This is a genomic window from Lysobacter hankyongensis (assembly GCF_039543145.1).
Taxonomy (GTDB): domain Bacteria; phylum Pseudomonadota; class Gammaproteobacteria; order Xanthomonadales; family Xanthomonadaceae; genus Lysobacter_I; species Lysobacter_I hankyongensis.
Map to the genome: position 1 here is coordinate 1 of NZ_BAABJE010000004.1, position 2205 is coordinate 2205.

Sequence of the window (2205 nt, forward strand, 5' to 3'; positions counted from 1 at the left end):
CGCATGAAGCCCTGACGCGTACCGAGACCGGCGCTCTTGCCGACGGCGAGCGCGCGATTGGTATTCAGGCGCGGACGACCGGCCGGGATTTCGGAGGCGAGGCCGTCGACCTTGCGGCCGAACAGGGTGCGCAGGTTGCCACTCTCGTCCTCGTTGACGATCACGTGTTCGCCGAAGATCGGCAGACCGCGGAAGGTCTGCTGATAGCGGTGATTGCGCACGCCGAGGCTGGTCTTGCGATCCAGCAGGAACAGGCGCGAGTCGGCGTCCAGGCCGAGCGCGCGCGCGTGGCGGGTGTGCACCATGTCGGCGCTGCCATCGGCCGCGATCGACGCATTGGCCCGCTTCGCGCTGGCCATGTCGTTGCGATGCAGATCGGACCGGGTCGCCGCGGAGGCACCGGTGGCGAACAACGCCAGCGCGGTCGCACTGGCCAGGACATTCAGATAACCGTATCGATTCACAACTTCTCTCCCTGATGATGCGATGTGAGTTGGAAAGCCGTACTGCACGTTGATGTAGCCGCACTTCCTGGTGAAACCCTGCATGCGGTTGCCCCCGCATTCCGCCGGCACACGCGCTTCCCGGCCCGGCCGGGCCCGGAGGCGCCGGTCGGCGAAAGGCATGCCCCTGCGGCGTCGCCCTGCTCAGCCCCCTGACGGGCGACTGAATGGACCCTAAGCGGAACTGACGCTTTGCGTCAACTGTTGACCCTCTCAGACGTGCGTCTGTCGTGCCACACGGAGCATGCCGTCAAGGAAATCGCGATTTCTCCGGCCAAAGACGTGACCGAATTCACGTTCGTACGCAGATGATGAACGCATGAATACGTATTCTTGTGCGGCGCAGCATGCTTCCGCGCCACGACCGGACCCGGACCGGAATCGCCCATGCGAGCGCGCGAGCGCAAAACCGGCGTCATCGGTCAGTCTTCCGCGCACCGAAAAAAAGCCCCGGCTTGCGCCGGGGCCTGTTTCGCTCGTCCGCGGAACGATGCCGCGCCGCGGGCGGGTACGCCGGACGCCCTGTTACGGCGTACGCGTCGCCTTCAGGGTCGCACCCGAGAACGCCGCATAGGCGTACGCACGGATGTTGTACGTGCCACCCACGGTCGGGTTGTTGATGGTGCAGGTTTCGGTGTTCGTGCTGCCGTTGGAACGGCAGGTGTAGCTCGCCGTGGTCGGAACGGCATTGAGGCGCACGTACAGATCCGCATCGCCGCTGCCGCCCGAGGTGGTCACGACCAGCTTCGTCGTACCGCTCGGGATGGTCACGGTGTAATTGCTGGAGTATGCGCTCTTCGCGACCGCGGGCAGGGCCACGTTGAGGACCACCGTGCCGGTACCGCCACCACCGCCGCCGCAGGCCACCCCCACCGCACTGAACGCGGCGGTGACGTTGGCGACGGTGTAGCCCAGATCCGTGGCCGCGGTCTGCACGCCGCAGGCGCCCTGGTTGAAGTCGGTGCTCGCGGTCCAGTACAGGTCATTGGCGCGCGCGAAGACCTGGAACGCCTTCTGCGTGTTCCAGCCGGCCGTCGTCGCCAGGGTGTAGAACGCCTTGTTGTACACGCCCGACGAGTAATGCACGTCCATGCCGGCGGTGTAGTTCGCGGCGTTGCCGATCGAACGACCGTCCTGCGGCGGGTTGGCCATGTAGCGCAGCGCGCCGGTCGCCTTGAAGATGTCGGCGCCGACGAGGAAGTCGTTGGTGCCCTTCATGTAGTACTCGGCCGCTTCGCCGGCGATGTCGGAATACGCTTCGTTGATGCCGCCCGACTGGCCCGAATAGGTCAGGTTCGAGTTCTGCGAAGTGAAACCGTGCGAGACCTCGTGCGAGGCCACGTCGAGGCTGACCAGCGGGTAGAACGTGCTGGCACCGTCGCCGAAGGTCATCGCCGAGCCGTCCCAGTACGCGTTCTCGTAACTGGAGCTGTAGTGCACCTTCATCACCAGCTGGAACGTCAGCGGCGCCTTGCCGATGTAGGCGTTGTACATGTTGAAGATGACGCTGCCGAAGTAATGCGCATCGTTCAGCGGCGAATACGCGCCGTTGATGGTCTTCACGGTGTTGCGCGGGCAGGTGTACGAGAACGCCGTGCTGCCGGACGTGCCACCGTTGAGGTTCACGGTCTTCACGTTGGTGTTGTTCATCGTGCACGTGGTGCCCGACTGGGTCACGTCCAACTTGCCGTAGTTGGTGCCG

General features: G+C 64.9%; 1 protein-coding gene and 1 pseudogene. Both read right to left on the reverse strand.

What is annotated here, in order from left to right; all coding sequences use genetic code 11:
- Positions 1–464 (reverse strand): annotated as a pseudogene (locus ABD974_RS05965) (peptidase M4 family protein); the annotation flags it as partial.
- Positions 465–1028: 564 nt separating this feature from the next.
- Positions 1029–2205, reverse strand: a 1177-nt coding sequence (locus ABD974_RS05970; protein ID WP_345302389.1) for a M4 family metallopeptidase, incomplete at its 5' end; no start/stop codon positions are given.